This window comes from Lyngbya sp. PCC 8106, from assembly GCF_000169095.1.
In the GTDB taxonomy this organism is placed as follows: Bacteria; Cyanobacteriota; Cyanobacteriia; order Cyanobacteriales; family Microcoleaceae; genus Capilliphycus.
In genome coordinates this window covers 73,762-93,743 of the sequence record NZ_AAVU01000004.1, presented here as the reverse complement: position 1 = coordinate 93,743, position 19,982 = coordinate 73,762, and the positions used below count along the sequence as shown (strand labels likewise).

Genomic DNA, 19,982 nt, shown 5'->3' with positions numbered 1-19,982 from the left:
GTTGTTTAACCACAGCATCTATCCAATTAATGTATCCCCGTTTACTCGCCTTTCCCATCTTAGCAACGTTAACAACTATTTTCTGTGCAACTCAACTAACAGCCCTAGCACAGATTGTCCCCGATAATAGCTTGGGTAACGAAAACTCCGTTGTTACTCCTAATGTTAACATTCGGGGAATTAATAGCGATCGCATTGACGGGGGAGCGGTGCGAGGAGGGAATTTATTTCATAGCTTTGAAGAATTCAACGTAGACGAAGGACGGGGTGCTTATTTTTCTAATCCCGATAATATTATTAATATTCTCAGTCGCGTTACGGGTGATAACATTTCACAAATCCTCGGAACATTAGGGGTGTTAGGGAATGCCAATTTATTTCTAATTAATCCTTCGGGGATTGTGTTTGAACCGAATGCAAGCTTAGATGTAGGGGGTTCATTTTTTGCCACAACAGCCGATGGTATTTTGTTTGAAAATGGGTTTGAATTTTCGGCTAGTAACCCAGAAGCACCGCCATTATTAACCATTAATATTCCCATTGGGTTGAATATTCGAGAAAATCCGGGCAGAATTGTTAATCAAGCCACTCTAACAACCTTAGACGATGGGAGTACAATTCGAGATGATGCGGGTTTTCTCGTTCCTCAAGGGTTAAATGTTCCTCAAAATCAAACATTAGCCTTAGTTGGGGGTGATATTTTATTTAATAACGGTGTTGCCATTTCTCCCGGTAGTCAAATTGAATTGGGGGGATTATCAGAACCGGGAATTATTGAGTTAGCAAATATAGAGGCGAATGGCAATAGGTCTGTTCTTCAGTTTCCTAATAATATTCAACGTGCAAATGTAGCCTTAACAAATGAATCTCAGATTAATGTTCGTTCAAATGAGGGTAGAAATATCAATATTAATGCTCGCAATTTTGAGATGTCAGAACGGAGTATTATTAGAGCGGGATTTGATCAAGGATTAGGGTTTGCAGAAGCACAAGGCGGAGATGTTAATATTAATGCTCAAGAAAACGTTCTTCTAACAGATAATAGCTTTATTTCCAATATCATTGATATAGATTCTCTAGGTGAACCCGGTGATATTAACATCGAAACTAGCTCATTATTCATGGAAAATGGCGCAGCCGTCACTGCTAGCACTTTCGGCCCCGGAAATGCAGGTTCAGTCTCTATTTTAGCAACAAATTCGGTTGAATTCTCAAATGCTAATATCTTTAGTTCTGCCGAAATAGGTGCAGTAGGTAATGCAGGAACAGTTGAAATTATTACAGAGAATTTATTGCTGTCTAACGGTTCTCAAGTGATAACCGACATATCAGGAGAAGGAAATGCAGGTAATATAACTGTACAAGCTAAATCTATCGAACTTACGGGAACTTTTGCCAATGATAGCGAGCAGTTTTCAAGTAGTTTTTTTGCCGACGTAAATCAGACAGGTATCGGTAATGGTGGTACAATTACAATTGAGACGGAACAATTATTATTAAGTGATGGAGCGCAAATATCCAGCAGTACCTTTGGACAGGTAAATGCAGGTTTAGTCTCTATTTTAGCAACAGATTCGGTTGAGTTATTAGGTAGTAGTATTATCAGTAATGTGGTGGAAGGTGGAACTGGAAATGCTAACACTGTAAATATCGAAACTCAAAATTTGTTGGTGTCTGGGGGATCACAAATTCAATCTTTAACTTTTGGAAACGGAGACGCAGGTAATATCAATATCAAAGCTCAATCTATTGATATCACCGGAACTTCAACAGACGGTTTAGGTTAAATTGATACTTTAGTTGGAGGTGAAGGAAGTGATCTCTTTACTTTGGGGTTTGAGTCTCTGTCATACTACGTCGGTTCGGGAAATAGTGATTTGGCATTAATCACCGATTTCAAAATAGCAGAAGACACTATTTTTGTGAGCGCGACTGATAATGTAACTCTAAGCGATCTTGATCTGGGTGAGTTGGGGTCAGGAGCAGGTATATTTAGTCAAAATGGTGATTTAATTGGGTTAGTTCAGGGTGTAGCGGCAAGTCAACTGAGCTTTGATATTGATATTATTCGCGCATAGTTAGAAATAATTTATCCCCAAATATTACAGCAGTTTTTCAGGGAAGTACAGGTCAAAAACCCGGTAACTTTTGAGAAACCGGGTTTGTATTCTTATTTGAAAAACTTGCCCTTGATGGGTGTTATAATAAAAATCTAAGGTTCTACAATCACAGTTGTTCCCATTTCAATTTGAGTAAATAAGGCAACAACATCTTCATTTCGCATCCGTACACAACCATGAGAAGCAGCCCTCCCAATGGAATTAACCGTCGGCGTTCCATGAAAGCCAATGGTATCCTTACCATCCGTCCAAAAGCCAATCCAACGCAGTCCTAACGCACTATTGGGACCCGGTGAACTGACTTCTCCCGTCCAGGGATTTTGCCAAGTGGGGTTTTCGACCATTTGAATCACTTGAAATTGACCTGTTGGAGTTTCCCAACCGGGTTTTCCCACCGCTACCGGATAACTCGCCACCTGTTGATCATTGCGATAAACAAAAACTCGCCGTTGAGCTAACCGCAACACTAACTGCATTTTGGGTTTTCCGAGCGGTAGAAACCGAGACGGATCATCTAACCCCGGTAAAGTTGGATTTAACAAATTTGAGGGAATTACCGCCGCTCGGGTCGATGCCCCTTGAGCCACTTCAGAACTTGTTGGAGTCGAAGCGCCCACCTGAGATGAAGCCATGATCGAAAGCATGAAAGCACTCACACCCACCTGAATCAAACGTTGAAATCGATTTTGATTAACTTTAAAAATCATAGAATTGAACTCCTCACCAAATCAAAATGGAAAAACGACAATATCGTTAGTTTGAGGTTCCTCGCCACTGAGGTTTGTAATTAATGTAACTTACTTCACCTCCTGCTTAAAACTTGTAATCCGTTACTCCAGACTTTCATCACTTTAACCGGATTATTTTTACTTTTTGAGTTCCTTTAACGCCTCTTGTGTCTTTTTCACCCCTTCGGTATCACCCTGTTGTTCATAGAGTTTGAGGGCTTTTTCCAAAGCGGCGATCGCTTGAGAGTCTCGACCTCCTCGACCTTTGATCGCCATTCCCAAGTGATAATGAGCGTTAGCATTTTGAGGAACTCGATTAATCACTCGCCGAAAACTAACAATCGCCCCAATATATTCCTTTTTTTGTAACTGAATTTCTCCAATTGCTACATCCGCTTCAACTAAATCCGGATTAAAAGCTAAAGCGCGTTGATAAGCTTCCATCGCTGCATCCAAGTCATCCTGAGATTTCAGCACTTCACCAATTTGAAACTGAATCTCCCCATCACGAGGACTCAAGGCTGCTGCTTGTTCAAAGGCTGCGATCGCCCCGGCTTGATCCCCACTTCGCAGTAACGCCACGCCAAGCTTAATTTGAATACTCGCTTCATTCGGTGCAAGTGTCGCTGCTTGTCTGAGGGTTTCAACGGCTTTCGGGGTATTATCCTGACGCAACAACGCCATCCCCATCGAAGCATAGGCTTGCCAATTATTGGGGTCTGATGCAATCACCATTTCGTAGGTTTTGACGGCACTCCCATAGTCGCCTTGACGGAATAAACTCACCGCCAGTCCCAAATAGGCATTGAGAAGATCGGGTTTAAGACTGATGGCTTTACGATAAGCATCAGCAGCGCCTCTATAATCTTCTGACTTGACCAAACTATAAGCTAAACCATATTGAAAATCAGGATTCTGGGGGTCAAGAACGAGTGCATCTCGATAAAATTTAGCTGCTGCTTGATAGTTTCCTCGCAAGGCTTCTAAATAAGCAATCCCGGAGTAAATCTTGGGATCACTCGGATCAAGTCCTGCTGCTTGTACATAAACCAGAACAGCTTCATCAATCTTTCCGGCATCAACTAATTCACGCCCTTGTTCGAGTAATTGGTTAAGCTGGTCAGTGGATTGAGTGTTAGATTGAGTGTTGGCTTGAGCAACAACTTCAACGGAATGAGCCATCTGGGGGGTTACAGTGGCGACAAATGCGACTAAAATACTACTGACAATCAATCGAATAGGTTTATACACGGCCTGTTTAGTGTGAGTGGTTCTAGAGTCCTGCACGGTTTCCATCGCGAACGGTATCGGTCACGGTATTGTGACTGATGTTGATGATAAAACAGTTCATGCCGATCGGGAATAAATCGGGGTAATGTTTTCAAGTCTAGGCTTGATATCGCCCGACTCAGAATTCAAGCAACGGCTTCCGTACTACGACGGATTAATTCTATAACCGTTGGTCAATATAGCAGATTGATTAATCTGTAAAAGTGTTCCCTGGGATGGTTTAACATGAGTGACGAACAAGATGTTTTAGCGGCTAATACTGCCTTTTATCGGGCTTTTGAGAAAAAGGATATAGAAGCGATGAGTGGGATCTGGTCAAAAGGAACAGCAAGTTTGTGTATTCACCCTGGACGAGAGGTGATTCGCGGTTGGGATGGGGTGAGGTCTTCTTGGGAACAGATTTTTCGATCAACTCAATATTTAGAGATTAATACAAAAGTGATCTCGACTGAAGTAAATGGGGATTTGGCTTATGTGGTTTTAGTTGAAGAAGTCATGCAAGTTTTGGATCGGCGACAGATGAAAGCTGAATCAATGGCGACTAATATTTTTACTCGCATGGCAAATCAATGGTATCTGATTCATCATCATGGTAGCCCGATTGTGAGTTAATCTAATGTTGTTAAACTCGCGGGTAACGGCGAACGTTTGTCTAGTTCATAGCCCCGTTTTTGGATTAGTTTTTCGAGTCGTTTGATTCGGTCTTGGGAAGGGGGATGAGTTTGCAAAAAGGCGATTTTATCTTCTCTTTCTTCGGCTTTAATTCGTTCAAAAAAGTCGGTTGCCCCGGCGACATGACCGTAATTTTCTTGGAGTAAGGTTAAGCCAAATTCATCGGCTTGTTTTTCTTGAGACTGGGAAAATTGGGCGCTAGAAAGGGCAGCCGCAAAAGACTCTAAACTGCCAACATTTGGGAAAAAGAGTGATAAAATAGTTTGGATAAATAAACTGCGACTAATCCCTCGTAAATGATCGCGATGGGCGAAATGACCAAGTTCGTGTCCTAAAATCATCACTAACTCATTTTCTGACTCGACTTGACTTAATAACCCTTGATAGATAATAATGCGATCGCCAGGAAGGGCGTATGCGTTGATGGTAGAATCTGGAATGTATAAAACCTGATACTCTCGGTTTTCCTGTTTGGAGTCTAAATGGGTTTCTAAACCGTCTAAAAGTTGGTTTAATGTAGTTTGAGTCGCTGAAGGTTTAGCCTGACGTTCAAAAGCGGGAACCACCAACCGTCCGAGTTGTTGTTCAAACTGCGGGGGAATCAACCAAACCAACTGTTCAAACAGGAACCATAAAGCCGCGATAGTTGCAATGATAAATCCTCCAAATATTGCTAGTAAAATTAATAATTGTCGATTGCTTGGAGGTGGATTTCTCGAACTAAATTCTGGTTCAGACATGAAAATTAAATCATTTAAAATTGACTGATTTCTGCGTTACTCATCTGATGAATCCGAATCCGAGTCTGATGAATCCGAATCCGAGTCTGATGAATCCGAATCCGAGTCATAAAAACTATTGCTATCTCCACTACTTTTAACAGGTCGAAATGGGTCTAAAAAGTTTAACAAAGAGACTAATTGACGAGATTGAATCCAAAGTTTACCTTGACCTCGAAAGCGACAAACTAACCCTTCTCCGCCAAAAATTCCGGTTTTTAAATTCTTAAACGATAAACCCCCAATCACTTCGACATTGTAATCTAGCGTCTCCTCAAACGCGACAATATAACCCGTATCAACAACATAATCCCCTTCAACAGGAATCTCTAAAATTCCCCCATAAGAACTTAACCAAATATCCCCTTGTCCCGTCGCCCGAATTAAAAACAAAGATTCCCCACTAAAAAACCCTTTGAACCCTTGAAAATTGGTATCAAGATTAACTTCATTTCCAGAAGCAACAAACCCCGAAGATTGAATCATTAATCCCTTTCCATTCAAATAATAATGCTGAATATCACCCGGAATACCCGGAGAAAGAAATAACTCTCCAGGTTTATTTTTGGCGGTAAATTCACTCAGAAAAAGAGACTCACCACTCAACATTCTTCCCACTCCTTTCATCAGCCCACCTTTCAGCTTAGACTGCATTTGAATACAACTATCCATCGCCGCCATCGCCCCAGATTCTACAATAACTGTTTGATTGGGTTGTAAGTCTAATCTCAACGAAGCATAAGAGGGAGAATGTTCGATTTGATAAGCAATTTGATTTAGCATTAATTTCACTCCTGATTAACTTTAGAGTTGTAAATGATCACATCAAAACCTAACTTTGTCTCGCAGGTAAACGCGGCCCAACTAACTGTCCAAACGCCGTCGAATTATGAGTTTGACAATAGAGTTTTCCCTGTCCTCGAAACCGACAAACCAAACCTTCTCCCCCTAAAAATGCACCCAACCAACTCGAACCCGGCTTTGTTATTTCAAAGTTCAAGGTTTTCTCAAAAGCAACAATATGACCCGTATCCACAATATATTCATCCTCAACATCAACTTCATAAATTCCGCCGAAAGAGTTAATTAAAACATCTCCCTGACCCGTCAAGTCTAACCAAAAAATATTTTCACCGGAAAACAAGGATTTAAACCCTTGAAATCCTAAGTCAATATTAACATCTGAATGACTAGCTAAATAAGAAGTCGCCTGGACTACTAATCCAATTTCTGACACTTGATAATGGAGAATATCGCCCAACAACTTCGGGGCTAAAAACACTTCTCCCCCTGCAATTGGAGAGCGAAAAACACTTAAAAAGAGCGATTCTCCCCCAACCATTCGTTTGAGTCCGCCTAAAATTCCGCCGCCTTTTCCTTGGCGTAATGTCGTGCTAGTATTAATATATTCGCTCATGGCAACCATAGCACCCGCTTCGGCAATTAATTCTTCGCGAGTATCGAGTGTCACCCGAGCAATTGCACAGTCTGGCTGTTGTAAAATTTTGATTTTCATAAATTGCGTCCTGTAGTTCAAACTAACGGCATTTGGGACTGAGAAACGTCACTAACCCATCAATACTGCGAGACTGTAAATATATCACCCCATTCCCCCGAAGTTTATTAATAAATCCCTCTCCAGAAGTCAAAGAACCTAACAAACCTCCCGCTAACCCCACGCCCATTTTTATTCCCGGTTCGTAGGCAACTAAATGACCATTATCAACAATAAAATCTTGGGTAATTTGTTTTTGAGTAATGCCGCCATAAGCCCCAAAAAAGACTAAACCTGGGCCTGTTACTTTCAGCTTAAATAACCCTTCTCCAGCAAACCAACTGGCAAACCCTGCCCATCCCACACCCAGTTTAACGGGTTTGCTACTGGCAATATAGGCTCCCGGTTGAAAACAAAGTTCTTGTCCACGTTGCAATTCTACTGCTACAATATCACCGATAGTTGCTTGAGACAGAACGACCTCTAAGGGTTGATTGGTTTTGTTAGTAAATGTATTGACAAATAGCGATTCTCCACCCAATAAATTTTTAATGAAAGCAGAGAAAAATCCCCCCGAGAAACTGGTCTTCATCGAGATTTTACCCTCCATCCCAACCATCGCTCCCGCTTCGGCTATAATACTGTCACCCGGTTGTAGGCTCATAAAAATGGTCGCAAAGGCAGGTTTGTAACGAATTTGATATTGCATCACAGGGACTTCCTTTTGTTAAAATTTTAATCTAACTACAAGTTAGCAAATCTTGTTTCGGTGAAAATACAAGACTTTACAAAAATTCGAGAAAAAATACCATGTCTTATCCTCGTAAACAATTCGCTCAACATTGGCTTCGTAGCCCTACAGCTTTGAACCAAATTGTCAATGCTGCCCAACTGTCAACCGATGATCATCTTTTAGAAATCGGCCCTGGAACGGGAGTTTTAACCGAACGTCTGTTAACACTGGCTCAAACCGTTTTGGCTGTCGAAATTGACCGAGATTTATGCAAAAAATTAGTCCCAAAATTTGGCAAACGTGACAACTTCTTACTTCTGCAAGGAGATATCCTGACACTCCGTCTAGAAGACTACCTACAAGATTTTCCGAACTTTCAAAACCCTAACAAAGTAGTCGCTAATATTCCCTACAATATTACTGGGCCAATTCTGGAAAAACTCTTAGGAAATATCGCCCAACCGAATCCTCAACCCTATGATTTAATGGTCTTGTTGGTGCAGAAAGAGGTTGCTCAACGTCTCTGTGCAGGGCCAGGTTCTAGAACCTTCGGGGCGTTATCAGTGCGAGTTCAATATTTAGCGAAATGCGAGTTTATTTGTGATGTTCCATCCAAAGCCTTTTATCCACCTCCCAAAGTTGACTCTGCGGTGGTACGGTTGCGTCCTCGTTGTATAGAATATCCGGCTGAAAGTCCTAAACATCTCGAAATGGCGGTAAAATTGGGATTCGCCAGTAAACGTAAAATGTTACGGAATAATTTACAAAGTGTGATTGATCGCGATCAATTGACCCAAATTCTGGAACAATTAGAAGTGAATCCCCAAGCTCGTGCAGAAGATTTAAGCGTTGAGCAATGGGTGAGTCTCAGTAACCGACTGGTTCATCTAACCTCTTAAAACCCCCAATTTATTCTAATGCGTTCTTACTCCCTGATTGCTCCTGCCAAAATTAACTTATACTTAGAAATTATTGGCGATCGCCCTGATGGTTATCACGAACTGGCGATGGTTCTTCAAAGTATTTCCCTTGCCGATAAAGTTGACATTCGCCCGATAGAAATTGACACCATATTCGTTCAATGTAATCACGCCGCAGTTCCCAATGATCAAACGAACCTTGCTTATCGGGCGGCAGCATTAATGGCGCAACAATTTCCCGAGGCGATGGCACAATATGGCGGGGTTGAGATTACAATTGATAAACAAATCCCTGTAGCAGCAGGTTTGGCGGGCGGTTCAACTGATGCAGCAGCGGTGTTGGTGGGGTTAGATTTACTCTGGAAATTGGGACTGACTCAAGGCGAATTAGAAGACCTAGCCGCCCAAATTGGTTCTGATATTCCCTTTTGTATCAAAGGCGGAACGGCTTTAGCAACGGGGCGAGGTGAAGTGCTTTCGCCGTTGGTTAATTTGGATAACTTGTCTGTCGTGTTAGCCAAATACCGCAGTTTAGGCATTTCTACCCCTTGGGCTTACAAAACCTACCGGACTCAGTTTAGCGAGACTTACGTTAGGGAGGCGGAAGATTTACAAAGTCGGCGTCAACGAGTACACTCAGGGGGAATGGTATCGGCTATTATGCAGCGAGATAGTGCGAAAATTGGTCAACTTCTACACAATGATTTAGAAAAAGTTGCCTTACCTGAACATCCCGAAGTTTTGCAACTGCGAGAAGCGTTTGCCTCTCAAAATGTATTAGGTACAATGATGTCTGGTTCCGGGCCAACTGTGTTTGCGTTAACGGAATCTCCACAACAGGCTTTAGAAGTAGCAAAAACTGTTCGGAATCAACTAGCAAATCCCGATTTAGACTTCTGGACGGCTCAACTGAGTTCAACTGGAATTACCCTCGCTTAGTTTATCCTATTTGTTAATCAAAAATCAATGAGTGAATCCCCTTCTCAATCTAAGTCTGAATCCTCTAAAAACAACCTCGATGGGGTGACGCCTTTTCGGTGTTTAAGTAATGCGGCTGTGCTAGGGAGTATTGCCACAGCGCTGTATTTTTTAACCCGTTCCGTCGCCCAAACCTACGCCGCCAAACCCATTCATTCCGATAATCTGGCAGTCGTTCAAATGTCTGTCACTGTTAGAACTTTAGTCACGGGGTTATGTATGATGGGAACGGGTGTATTTGCCTTTCTCACCTGCGGATTAATTTTTGTCGCCATTCAACTCTCAATTCAGCGTATTTTTAAACAAGATAACCCCTCATCTGAGACTTAATTTTAAGGTCATGGAACTGTTGACAATCGGCCATTCTAATTATAACATCGAAACCTTTATCAAACTGTTACAACAGCATCAAATTACCGCCGTCGCCGATGTGCGATCGCATCCTTACAGTCGCCGTTTTCCTCAATTTAATCAATCCGAATTACAAACCGCCCTCAAACAAGCCCAAATTCGCTACGTGTTTTTGGGTCGAGAATTGGGAGCCAGATCGGAGGATTTAAGCTGTTATGATAGTATGGGGAAAGCCGTTTATGAACGTATTGCCGCAACCGGAAGTTTTACAGAGGGAATTCAGCGCATTATTAACGGAGTAAAAACCCATCGAATTGCCCTCATGTGCGCCGAAAAAGACCCAATGACCTGCCATCGCTCAATCTTAGTTTGTCGAAATCTTCGTCAATCGGGTTTAACGATTAATCATATTTTATCAGATGGTCAGTTAGAATCTCAAGCGGAGTTAGAAAATCGCTTGCTGACCAAGTTTAATCAAAAGATAAATCCTCCTCAAGAGGCGGTTCAATTATTATTATTTGAACCCAATCCCCCACAACAGGATAAAACAGAAATTAACCTAGAAGAAGCTTATCATAAACAAGGCTATGAAATCGCCTATACAAAAAAGGATAAACAAAAATGAACGCCGAAGTTAGCTTGTTTACCATTGGTTTTACCCGCAAAAGTGCAGAACAATTTTTTGGGATATTAAAAAAAGCCGGAGTGACTCGATTAATTGATGCGCGATTGAATAATAGTTCTCAGTTGGCAGGATTTGCCAAGAAAAAAGATTTAGAATATTTTTTGAAAGTGATTTGTAATATTGACTATATTCATTTGCTCGACCTTTCACCGACGAAAGAAATCTTAGATGAGTATAAGAAAAATGGGGAAGATTGGCAAGTTTACGAGCGGCAATTTTTACAGTTAATGCGCGATCGCCAAGTCGAAGAAAAGTTTTCACCTGAACTGTTTTATAAAGGATGCTTATTGTGCAGCGAAGCAACGCCGGAACGCTGTCATCGTCGCCTGGTAGCGGAATATTTACAAGAAAAATGGACAACCATTAATCTTAATGTATATCACCTTTGATAGACAAGAAATAAGACTCCAGTTATTCTTAATGTAAGACAAAGTTTCTGAAAGTTTTTAAGATTCTGGAGTCCGAAGAATGACTCGAATTATTTGCCTTGCTAATTCTTGGAAGTGTGGCAATCGGTGCATTGCTGGAATTCATACCATTAAACACAAATGGGTTCGTGCTATTTCTAATTTACCCGATGGTGGTGTCCCCGCATCCATGCGTCTGATTGATAGTCGCGAACCCGCTTTACTCGATGTCATCGATATTCCCTTGGATAAAACCGGATCGGATTTTGGGTTTGAATGTGAAAATCTTGGGATTTTACCGGGAAAATGGCGACTGACAGGAAAAGTTCCCCCCGGTTATCTCCTCAAGTTTTGTAGCCATGAACCTTATATTTTACATAACGATAAACGATATGTAACCGTCGGTTATCTTCAGTATCTTCCCTTTAATGAACGACAAACATTGCAATTGGTGAAAACGGATCAATTTTCCGTTGAATGTGTGCGACGAAGACGGGATAAAAGCCCCATTTGGGAAGGTAGAATTGTCGCGGAAAACGGCAGCCAGTTAACCGCAAGTATTACCGATCCCGTGTTAGTTCATAAGTTAGAATTGGGGTATCGTCCCGGTGATTCCTGTTTGGTTACGGTGAGTTTGAGTATGCCTTGGAAACCTAGTGATTGGGAAGAAGATGAGCAACCCTGTTGGAAGTTAATTGCGGGTGTGATCGAATTACCAAAGGGTTAATTTTAAGTGAATTAAACAAACAGTATAAAGTTTGAGCTACTTACTTGTACTTATAACCTCTCGAATACTAACAGGTTAGTCAAGAAGATTCAGTATATTTCCTGATTCTCAAAAAATTTTACCAAGCTTTCCGAAATCGAGTGAACCGATAGAGTAGTTGATGACAGATGATTAACAAGGTTAAATAATCAGGGTGTTCTTATATATCTATCTTCTAGTTTATAAAACCTCAATATATTCATCTCATACATTCAACAACTAAGAAGCTAAAATGACACACGAATCTGAATCTATACTTCTAACTAATGACGGTGACGTCTTGGAATTTTTCGTACCTGCGGGTACACCTAGAACAATAACACTAGGTCGGTTTAAAGAGGCTGTAAAAAAACGCCATCAAGCTATCAAAATTCCTGCTAGTTCTATTCCTGAGATTGGAATAACACTTGACTCAAATTCTGCAACCTGGAAATATGACAGTAAATATTCTCCAAGCGGACAAGGTAAAGTATGTAAGGTCTTAAAAGAGGGTGAACAGTAGCAAACCGGGCGAATTATAGTGACTGCTGAGTACGCTCGTATTCCATTTGATGCTAATCAACAACCAAGTAACAGTTATGAACTTCATGTAACAGTGGAATTTTGTCCAGAAACCTGCTCTTGCTAATTCTTCTGTGCTAATATTTTTGTTAAACCTCTATCTTTGATAGGGGTTTTATTTTGATTAATTAAACTTTTAGGAATGAATAGAATCAGATCATTTTTACAATGAGCAGAACGCCTTTACTCAACCCCAATCAATCTTATACCTTTAGAAGCTACTTTGAGATGTCCTACGAACCCAAAGACATTTTAGCTGAGTTCAACTATTCTCTCAAACGAACTTCTCCAAATTTAGAACAATCAACCCGAGGACTTAATCGCCATTTTCTCATCCTATCTTTTCTGTAAATTTTAGTGAAGTATTTTCTCAAAATATCCTAAGTATCTATACTTAATTTTCCGAATAATATAAAGTTTCATCTCATAAATATTAATATAACCTAAAGAAAACCGAACCTAACCGAATTAATTTTCTACGCTAACAGAATATAGAGCTACTATCAAATTAGGAGTATCCTAACGATGGCTCATCAAACCCATACAACAAAACACGACAATACTGTAATCGGCTTTTTAATGGCAGCAATGCTGTTGTTGTGTGTATTTACCTCTGTGATCTTGATTGGTATCTTTTAGCCTGTTTTTATAGCATCATCAAGAATTGCAGCAAAATCTAGTGAGCATTTTGACGGATTGAACTTTTAGACCTGGTTTTGATTCGGGAATCGAGTCATCGCAGGCATCGCCTTTTCAAGGCGGTGTACCGATGATTCAAGCAGATTTAAACAGTTTCTTTATTCAACCTCAAAAAATGCTCGATAGAGTTACAAGTTCGAGAAAAAATCAGAGAAAACATCTCAACACAATTGGAGATTTAACAAATGAATACGAACCAATTCTTAAGCTGGATCGATGCTGGTGAGAAAAACTTTCCCGGTATTTGTTTACATGGTGTTAATTTAAGTGGAGTTGATCTCAGTCAACTTAATTTAAGTCGAGCGGATCTTAGTGGTGCGGATCTCAGCGGTGCGAATTTGAGCGGAACCGATTTAAGTCAAGCAAATTTAACCGATGCTGATTTGAATCAAGCTGATTTACGCAGTGCAAATCTTAGTCAAGTGAACTTAATTGGAGCCAGTTTAATTGAAGCAAATATGGGACGAGTTAACCTGACTCGTGCAGATCTTCGCAGTGCAAATTTAACTAACGCTGACTTAATTGGTGCGAATTTAACCGATGTAGAACTCAGTGGCGCAGATTTAACCAACGCCAATATCAACGAAGCTGAATTGAACCAAGGAATGTGTTGTGTGGGGGTTTCCCATGATTGGGTAAGCTGGTCAGGAGAATAGAGAATTCCGAAATCCTGCTTAGACTAGAATTATAATATTAGGGACGGAAAATATTTCTGTCCTTTTTTGGTGTTTGTATGATAAAAAATAAGGGGTGAATCTATCATAAGTCAATCAATTTAAACAAGGAGTTTCATGGCTGGTAGTCCAATTAACGCCGATCTTTGGTTAAGTGATTATCTTACCCCTTGGGATCTCTACGCTCATGGGATCACTCGTATTCTCACCTTCAAACAGACTCCCTATCAACAAATGTATGTTGTCGAAACGGATACCTATGGTAAAGCCTTAGTTTTAGATGGGAAGTTACAGTCAACTACTGGCGATGAATTTCTCTATCACGAACCTCTTGTTCATCCTGCTATGATTTATCAGGGTGAACCTCGAACGGTTCTGATTTTGGGAGGAGGTGAAGGTGCGACATTGCGGGAAGTTTTGCGCTGGAAAACAGTTGAAAAAGTAATGATGATTGATATTGATGGGGAAGTTGTCGAAGCTTGTCGTCAGTATTTACCCGAAATGAATGCGAATACTTTTGATGATCCTCGGGTTGAACTTATTATTGGAGATGCGTTTGAATATTTGCATAAAATTCAACACCCTTGGGATGTGATTATTTCTGATCTTTCTGAACCTGTAGAATCGGGGCCTTCTTTTCGGTTATTCACTCAAGAATATTATCAACAATTGCGGGATTTGTTAACTCCAGGAGGTGTTTTAGGGGTACAAGCGGGATCGACTTCTGTGCTGAGAATGAAATTTCATACCCGTCTAGCCAAAACCCTCAGTCAAGTCTTTTCGAGTGTTCATTCTTATAGCAGTAATGTTCCGAGTTTTGGTGAAGCTTGGGGATTTATTGTAGCCTCTGAAAACGAGATTAACCCTCAACCCAACCCCGAAGAAATTGACCGCTTGTTAGCTGAAAAAACAACCCAAGAGTTCCAAATGTTAGATGGAATAACACTCCTCGGAATTCTGCAAACTCCCGCTCATATTCGCACCCGGATCGCTAACGAAACTCAAACTTATACTCTGGCTCGTCCCCCGATTGATTTTGAACAAAATTTATTGGGTTAATTCGCTTAAAAAACTATTCCAAGCTTCGGGGTTGATCTACAACTAAATTTAGAGCGTTTTGATAAAGTGTGAACCCAGGACGATCAAGATTGAGAGGATAAAATGGACTTTCTGAAGGAATTTTGACTTGACCGCTAATCAGACTCACGTTACATTTAAAGTGATTTTGAAAGTGTAGAATTCGCCCTTGTTGATAGCCGAAACCTGGAACTGTTAACGACAGAGGTAAACTCAAACTCGGTTGAGTATAAGTCAGCCGACAGAGAATATTTTTGCCTTGAGAAACCGTCACCCTGTTGTGTCCTTCCCACTTAAATTCTGCCAATTGTTTCGGAAGTCCCCAAATTTGCCCCCCGGCAACCGAATCTTCATCATCAACATAAATATGAGAAATCCATCCGCCCCATTGACCCGAATAACTCACCAATGCCGTGTTAACAATCAGTTCGTTGTATTGTAAACTAGAACCAGATTGATAAGTCGAGATATAAATTCCACCCAGGGTTTGATTTAGCCAAGGAGAAATAATCTTGAATTCTGAGGGAATCATCGGGCGAACTGTGCTAACATCAACCCATTGTAGAGTCTGAAGGGCATAACCGTTGAGAGTCCAGGGTGCAGCCGGATAGGGCATAATTTTTAAGGATTGAGAACATCAATTGTAGACTTTATTAATAATTTACCCATTTTTGTTACAAAAGTTTGCTGAATCCGGAAACGAATTTGCGAAAATAGAAATAGACCAATGGTCGAAGATTCCAGTAATTATGAAGTATCCCGTTATTAGGGAAGCCTATGTTTACTCTATACCTATTCTGTTTAGTTGTGGGCGGTGTTTTTGTTACATTAGCTGCTTTCGCCGGACTAGACGGCGTTGATTTTGATCAGGACTTTGATTCAGACATAACACTTGTTGATAAATCCGCTAAAACAGAAGAAGATAAGTATATTCCCCGGAAGAACAGGCGGCGTCGCCGAGGACTAGGATTACCGTTTTTGAGCTTGCGGTTTTGGACATTTGGTGGATGTTTTTTTGGTTTAACAGGAGTCATCCTTTCCCGACTGAACCCCGCGATGTCCCCTCAGTTGATCTTGTGGGTATCCATTGCAGTTGGCGTTGTGAGTGGAACTGCGATGGTTTGGGCGTTACGTCTTCTGCAAAGACAACAAGCTGATAGTTTGGTACGCACCAATGATTTATTGGGTTTACCGAGTATAGTAGAAATCCCATTCGATCAAAATAGCAGAGGTAAAGTGCGATTAAGTATTAAAGGAACAACCCTCGATCTCATGGCGATGACAGAAGACTTAAAAGCATTTTCTCAAGGAGATAAAGCATTTGTGGTCGGAGTCGAAAAAAACAAAGTCTGGGTCGTCTCAGAAGCTTCCTTCAGACAATCTTCAGAGGAGTAACTTGACTCAAAACATCTAAAAAAAATCACATTGACCGATTACAATTGACTCTAAATCCCTTAAAAATTAGGAAAACAGATCGGTTCTATCGTTGTCGTCACAGACCTATCATATCTATGCACAAAATCTTAGTCTTCATTTCATAAATTGATCCGCACGCCCTGAGTAGTCGTTGCTAACACCAACTAAACTTAATCCCAAATACACTCAGAAATTAACAAATCGGAACTCAACATTGTATCTATTCAACCTAAAAAAATGAACAATAAATTTGTAGCCTATGCTGAAGAAGACGCGATTTTAGTAGAAGTCGCGCAAGTTCAACCGATGGACTCTATCCCGACGAACCGGAGTGAATTACCTGCACAAATCTCTACCGCGTTACCCATCGCTCTGACCATTTTTGGTACTGTTATCCTGATTTGGTTTCTCAATACCTTTCTACAAATTTGTAAACCCAACGAAATTTTAATCCTCTCCGGTCGCAAAAATCGCAGTAAAGAAGGCGAAGTCGGTTATCGAGTGATTTTTGGCGGACGCACCATTTGTATTCCGATTTTGGAAACGGTAAAAACCATGGATCTGCGAACCATGCCCGTTCCCGTCGAAATCACCAACGCCTACTCCCGAGGTGGAACCCCCCTACATATTCAAGCCATTGCCAATGTTAAAATCTCCAGTGATCGGGCCATTGTGGGGAATGCCATTGAACGTTTTCTCGATCGCGATCGCTCCGAAATCTCCCGAGTTGCTCGTGAAACCCTAGAAGGCAACCTGCGGGGTGTTGTCAGTACCCTCACCCCCGAACAACTCAACGAAGACCGCCTACGCTTCGCTGAACGCATCGCTGAAGACGTTTCTCGTGATCTGAGCAAACTCGGTTTACAGCTTGATACCCTCAAAATTCAAAGCGTTTCCGATGATGTTGATTATCTCAAATCGATTGGACGGCGGCAAATTGCCCTGATTATGCGAGATGCCGAAATCGCCGAGTCCAACGCCCTCGCTGAAGCCGAACAAATCGAAGCCGACTGCAAACGACAAGCTGAAGTCGCTAAAACTCAAGCCCTATCTATTGTTCAACAAAAAGACAACGAACTGCGGAAAATCAAAGCCGAACTCGAACAGCAAGCCCGTTCGGAGGAAGAACGCACCATCGCTGCTGCCAAAGAAGCCCGCGCCCGTGCCGAACAACTCCTACAAACGGTTCGCGCCGAATTAGAACGTTTACGCTTAGAAGCAGATGAAGTCTTACCTGCTGAAGCCGAACGTCAAGCCAAGGAACTGCAAGCCAAAGGAAAAGCCGCACCGTTGATCGAAAATGCTCAGGCTGAGGCCCTCGTTAATGATTTGCTCTCCAAAGTTTGGCACGATATGGAAAAAGATGCCTCCGAATTATTCTACTTGCAGCAAATTGAAATGATCCTCAAAGAAGCCGCAAAAGTTCCCAGTCGGGTAGAACTTCGCAATGTCAATGTGATTGATAATGGCGACGGTAAATCAATTGCGAGTTTGGTGAAAGCTTATCCTGAAATCTTTAGTCAGTTCCTCGATAGTGTGGATCAAATCTTAGGGGTAAAAGTTGCTGCTACTCGCGCCGAAACGAATGGACGCAAAAAACCTCAAGAATTTACCCTGAACAATTAGTGATTTTGACAACCCACAAACCCATTCATTCAGAACTATGGAAATTATCATTGCATTACTCGCAACATTAGGTTTAGGTACAGGTGCAGGAGCATTTATTATTCGCAACCTTTACTATGTTTGTCAACCCAGCGAAGTGCTAATTTTTGCAGGTGGACATCAGCGGGTAGAGGAAAGAGAAGAAGTTGGATATCGTTTGGTTAAAGGTGGAAGTAGCATTCGCATTCCCCTACTTGAACAAGCTTTTCGGATGGACTTAACCAACATGATTATTGAGTTGAAAGTCGCCAATGCTTACTCAAAAGGGGGCATTCCACTAACAGTTGAAAGTGTAGCGAATATTAAAATTGCTGGGGAAGAACCGACGATTCATAATGCCATTGAACGTTTACTCGGCAAAAGCCGCAACGAAATCGAACAAATGGCAAAAGAAACTTTAGAAGGGAATTTACGGGGGGTATTAGCGAGTTTGACTCCTGAACAGGTGAACGGTGATAAGTTGGCTTTTGCTAAAAGTTTATTAGAAGAAGCCGAAGATGATTTAGAACGGTTAGGGTTGATTTTAGATACTCTACAAATTCAAAATATTTCTGATGAAGTCGGTTATCTTGATTCAATCGGACGTCAACAACAAGCCGAACTGTTACGAGATGCTCGGATGGCAGAAGCCCAAGCCCAAGCCACTTCGGTTATTCGGAATGCAGAAAACAAGAAAAATACCTCACTCAAACAGTTAGAAACTGAGATAGAAGTCGCTCGCGCTGAAGCCGAACGTCGAGTCAAGGATGCGATGACCAAGCGAGATGCGGTGATTGCTGAGTCTGAGTCTGAAATTGCTTCAGAAGTTGCCCGAACTCAGGCAGAACTTCCGGTTCAAAAAGCACGGATTATTCAAGTTGAACAGCGGCTACAAGCTGATATTGTTGCTCCAGCAGAAGCAGAATGTAAACGTGCAATTGCCCGTGCAAAAGGAGATGCAGCTCAGATTATTGAAGACGGAAAAGCCCGAGCCGAAGGGACTCAACGGTTAGCTGAATCTTGGAAAGCCGCAGGTACAAATGCCCGAGAAATCTTCCTCTATCAAAAATTAGAAGGATTGCTACAAACTCTTGTTTCTACAATTCCTGAAGTTGAGGTGGATAATCTCACGGTTATTAATGGTGAAAATGGTACTAATGCTACAAAAATCGCCGGATTTTTAGAACAGTTGCGTCAAACGACGGGAATTGATGTTGCTGATGCGGTTCGCAATGTGAGTCAACCTCGTTCACCTGTCAATATTGTTGAGCAATTAGACCCCTTAAAGGAGGGAAAAGCTTTACCGACTTATGGTTCTAACTCAACCGGAACAAAGGAAGAATTTTTGAAGTCAGTTCAATCAGAAGTTCAACAATTTCTCACTCAAATTGCTGAAAAAACACAAACGAATATAGAAGCTGAACGCGCTGTTGAGCAGAAGATTAAAACGGATTCACAATTCAAATCACGCTTACAAAATGCTCTGAAAATGGGCGGTCAAGACACTTTCAAGACGATGTTTAGTCATTCTAAAGTTTACATTCCGACTGCAATGGTTCAGAGTTGGTTAGATCAAGCATAAATTTAGTTGAGAGTAGGGTAGGCAATGCTTACCTTACTTTTTAGACTTGAGCAACTTTCAAATCAATTAAAAGCCTCCTTCCGATATATCACTGGAAGAAGGCTTTTATATATTATCCTGGCATCGAGCTATTTTCCCAGGCAGCTACCCACCAAGTATCTTCGCCGTGTCAACGTTTCACATCCGAGTTCGAGATGGATCGGTGTGGTTCCATCGAGCCATAGACACCAGAAAAGCTTTAAAATGCTTTTTTAGGTCTTTTGTGCAAACAAGCAGTTTCCTTTCCGTTGGGTTAGGTGTTTTGCTGCTTTTCCTGCACACTTCAACTAATATATAGCCTTTTTCTGAGCTTGTCAACCCCCTTTGTGAAAATTTTTTCGGGTCGTCTAGTTTGAGCGAACTTTG

The 19,982-nt window shown here is 41.4% G+C and carries 23 protein-coding genes and 1 rRNA gene; 16 read left to right on the top strand and 8 right to left on the bottom strand.

Annotated elements, in window-relative coordinates; translation table 11 throughout:
- The first annotated feature begins 29 nt into the window (after nt 1–29).
- Both L8106_RS04070 and L8106_RS29330 read left to right on the top strand, forming a co-directional pair.
- Nucleotides 30–1,787, top strand: coding sequence for a filamentous hemagglutinin N-terminal domain-containing protein (locus L8106_RS04070; protein WP_009782930.1), 1,758 nt, complete (start codon nt 30–32; stop codon nt 1,785–1,787).
- Nucleotides 1,788–1,877: 90 nt separating this feature from the next.
- The gene (locus L8106_RS29330) at nt 1,878–2,078 is read left to right on the top strand and encodes a hypothetical protein (RefSeq protein WP_156803580.1); all 201 of its coding nucleotides are present in this window, start codon (nt 1,878–1,880) and stop codon (nt 2,076–2,078) included.
- A gap of 134 nt (nt 2,079–2,212) precedes the next feature.
- Here L8106_RS29330 and L8106_RS04065 read toward each other — a convergent pair whose 3' ends face one another.
- Nucleotides 2,213–2,827, bottom strand: coding sequence for a L,D-transpeptidase (locus L8106_RS04065; RefSeq protein ID WP_009782928.1), 615 nt, complete (start codon nt 2,825–2,827; stop codon nt 2,213–2,215).
- Between the two features lie 159 nt (nt 2,828–2,986).
- Nucleotides 2,987–4,099, bottom strand: coding sequence for a tetratricopeptide repeat protein (locus L8106_RS04060; protein WP_039895515.1), 1,113 nt, complete (start codon nt 4,097–4,099; stop codon nt 2,987–2,989).
- A gap of 264 nt (nt 4,100–4,363) precedes the next feature.
- On the opposite strand from L8106_RS04060, the gene L8106_RS04055 reads away from it, so the two are divergent.
- Complete coding sequence (locus tag L8106_RS04055) at nt 4,364–4,750, top strand: nuclear transport factor 2 family protein (protein WP_009782926.1); 387 nt, start codon at nt 4,364–4,366, stop codon at nt 4,748–4,750.
- Here the strand turns inward: L8106_RS04055 and L8106_RS04050 are convergent.
- Genes L8106_RS04050 through L8106_RS04035 form a run of 4 tightly spaced genes read right to left on the bottom strand, consistent with a single transcriptional unit; the run spans nt 4,747 to nt 7,793 of the window.
- On the bottom strand, nt 4,747–5,550 hold the full coding sequence (locus L8106_RS04050; protein WP_009782925.1) for a M48 family metallopeptidase: 804 nt from the start codon (nt 5,548–5,550) through the stop codon (nt 4,747–4,749). The two genes, L8106_RS04055 and L8106_RS04050, sit on opposite strands and share 4 nt — an antisense overlap.
- A 36-nt stretch (nt 5,551–5,586) precedes the next feature.
- Complete coding sequence (locus L8106_RS04045) at nt 5,587–6,372, bottom strand: TIGR00266 family protein (protein ID WP_009782924.1); 786 nt, start codon at nt 6,370–6,372, stop codon at nt 5,587–5,589.
- Between the two features lie 49 nt (nt 6,373–6,421).
- Nucleotides 6,422–7,105 (bottom strand): TIGR00266 family protein, encoded by a 684-nt coding sequence (locus tag L8106_RS04040; protein ID WP_009782923.1) that lies wholly within the window; start codon nt 7,103–7,105, stop codon nt 6,422–6,424.
- Nucleotides 7,106–7,127: 22 nt separating this feature from the next.
- Entirely contained in the window at nt 7,128–7,793 is a 666-nt protein-coding gene (locus tag L8106_RS04035; protein ID WP_009782922.1) for a TIGR00266 family protein, read from the bottom strand.
- A gap of 101 nt (nt 7,794–7,894) precedes the next feature.
- Here L8106_RS04035 and rsmA point away from each other — a divergent pair, with 101 nt between their 5' ends.
- The 10 genes from rsmA (at nt 7,895) to L8106_RS03985 (ending at nt 14,917) form a co-directional block, all read left to right on the top strand.
- On the top strand, nt 7,895–8,716 hold the full coding sequence (gene rsmA, locus L8106_RS04030) for a 16S rRNA (adenine(1518)-N(6)/adenine(1519)-N(6))-dimethyltransferase RsmA (RefSeq protein ID WP_009782921.1): 822 nt from the start codon (nt 7,895–7,897) through the stop codon (nt 8,714–8,716).
- A gap of 18 nt (nt 8,717–8,734) precedes the next feature.
- A complete protein-coding gene (ispE, locus tag L8106_RS04025) occupies nt 8,735–9,676 on the top strand; it encodes a 4-(cytidine 5'-diphospho)-2-C-methyl-D-erythritol kinase (RefSeq protein ID WP_009782920.1) in 942 nt (313 codons plus the stop codon).
- A gap of 27 nt (nt 9,677–9,703) precedes the next feature.
- Nucleotides 9,704–10,045, top strand: coding sequence for a DUF3082 domain-containing protein (locus L8106_RS04020; protein ID WP_009782919.1), 342 nt, complete (start codon nt 9,704–9,706; stop codon nt 10,043–10,045).
- Between the two features lie 10 nt (nt 10,046–10,055).
- A complete protein-coding gene (locus L8106_RS04015; protein WP_009782918.1) occupies nt 10,056–10,691 on the top strand; it encodes a DUF488 family protein in 636 nt (211 codons plus the stop codon).
- On the top strand, nt 10,688–11,140 hold the full coding sequence (locus L8106_RS04010) for a DUF488 family protein (RefSeq protein WP_009782917.1): 453 nt from the start codon (nt 10,688–10,690) through the stop codon (nt 11,138–11,140). The genes L8106_RS04015 and L8106_RS04010 overlap by 4 nt, the downstream gene beginning before the upstream one ends.
- A 79-nt stretch (nt 11,141–11,219) precedes the next feature.
- Nucleotides 11,220–11,885, top strand: coding sequence for a hypothetical protein (locus tag L8106_RS04005; RefSeq protein ID WP_009782916.1), 666 nt, complete (start codon nt 11,220–11,222; stop codon nt 11,883–11,885).
- 271 nt (nt 11,886–12,156) lie between these two features.
- The gene (locus L8106_RS04000) at nt 12,157–12,426 is read left to right on the top strand and encodes a hypothetical protein (protein WP_009782915.1); all 270 of its coding nucleotides are present in this window, start codon (nt 12,157–12,159) and stop codon (nt 12,424–12,426) included.
- Between the two features lie 227 nt (nt 12,427–12,653).
- Nucleotides 12,654–12,836 carry a hypothetical protein gene (locus L8106_RS03995; RefSeq protein ID WP_009782914.1) on the top strand — a complete coding sequence of 61 codons (183 nt, stop codon included), beginning with the start codon at nt 12,654–12,656 and terminating at the stop codon, nt 12,834–12,836.
- Nucleotides 12,837–13,369: 533 nt separating this feature from the next.
- Nucleotides 13,370–13,840: a pentapeptide repeat-containing protein gene (locus L8106_RS03990; protein ID WP_009782913.1), complete on the top strand. Its 471-nt coding sequence runs from the start codon at nt 13,370–13,372 to the stop codon at nt 13,838–13,840.
- 135 nt (nt 13,841–13,975) lie between these two features.
- The gene (locus tag L8106_RS03985; protein ID WP_009782912.1) at nt 13,976–14,917 is read left to right on the top strand and encodes a methyltransferase domain-containing protein; all 942 of its coding nucleotides are present in this window, start codon (nt 13,976–13,978) and stop codon (nt 14,915–14,917) included.
- Between the two features lie 13 nt (nt 14,918–14,930).
- Here L8106_RS03985 and L8106_RS03980 read toward each other — a convergent pair whose 3' ends face one another.
- Nucleotides 14,931–15,551 carry an acetoacetate decarboxylase family protein gene (locus L8106_RS03980; protein WP_009782911.1) on the bottom strand — a complete coding sequence of 207 codons (621 nt, stop codon included), beginning with the start codon at nt 15,549–15,551 and terminating at the stop codon, nt 14,931–14,933.
- Nucleotides 15,552–15,712: 161 nt separating this feature from the next.
- On the opposite strand from L8106_RS03980, the gene L8106_RS03975 reads away from it, so the two are divergent.
- From L8106_RS03975 to L8106_RS03965, 3 genes are all read left to right on the top strand, one after another.
- Complete coding sequence (locus L8106_RS03975; RefSeq protein ID WP_009782910.1) at nt 15,713–16,330, top strand: hypothetical protein; 618 nt, start codon at nt 15,713–15,715, stop codon at nt 16,328–16,330.
- 258 nt (nt 16,331–16,588) lie between these two features.
- Nucleotides 16,589–17,977 (top strand): flotillin family protein, encoded by a 1,389-nt coding sequence (locus tag L8106_RS03970; RefSeq protein WP_009782909.1) that lies wholly within the window; start codon nt 16,589–16,591, stop codon nt 17,975–17,977.
- A gap of 37 nt (nt 17,978–18,014) precedes the next feature.
- Nucleotides 18,015–19,577, top strand: coding sequence for a flotillin family protein (locus L8106_RS03965; RefSeq protein WP_009782908.1), 1,563 nt, complete (start codon nt 18,015–18,017; stop codon nt 19,575–19,577).
- Between the two features lie 115 nt (nt 19,578–19,692).
- Here the strand turns inward: L8106_RS03965 and rrf are convergent.
- Nucleotides 19,693–19,809: ribosomal RNA gene (rrf, locus tag L8106_RS03960) — 5S ribosomal RNA — on the bottom strand.
- Nucleotides 19,810–19,982: the final 173 nt, after the last annotated feature.